The organism is Rhodoplanes roseus, from assembly GCF_003258865.1.
Classification (GTDB): Bacteria; Pseudomonadota; Alphaproteobacteria; order Rhizobiales; family Xanthobacteraceae; genus Rhodoplanes; species Rhodoplanes roseus.
This window is the reverse complement of record NZ_NPEX01000750.1, coordinates 1-286: the sequence shown is the minus strand read 5'-3', so window position 1 is coordinate 286 and position 286 is coordinate 1. Positions and strand designations below refer to the sequence as shown.

Genomic DNA, 286 nt, shown 5'->3' with positions numbered 1-286 from the left:
CGCAGTTCTGGTGGGATCGATCCTCCTGCTTATGGCGCTCGATGCGCTCGGCCTGCCGCAAGCGGTGATCGGGATGGTTTGTTTGGCCGGATCGCTCATCGCCTTTGTCGGCATCGGGCTTGCGTCCGGCAGCACGCAGGCCAAGGGCTTTTTTCTCGCCGGCGGTAGCGTGCCGGCAGGCTACAACGGCATGGCAGCCGCTGCGGCCTATCTTTCGACCGCATGGTTCCTGCTTCTCGGCGCGGCTTTCAGTTCCTGGGGGGCAGCCGCGTGGGCGATCGTCGCC

1 protein-coding gene is annotated in these 286 nt (G+C 65.7%); it reads left to right on the top strand.

All coding sequences use genetic code 11. From position 1 onward, the window contains the following. A partial coding sequence (locus CH341_RS34850; RefSeq protein WP_425376236.1) for a hypothetical protein occupies positions 1-286 on the top strand: 286 nt, incomplete at both ends.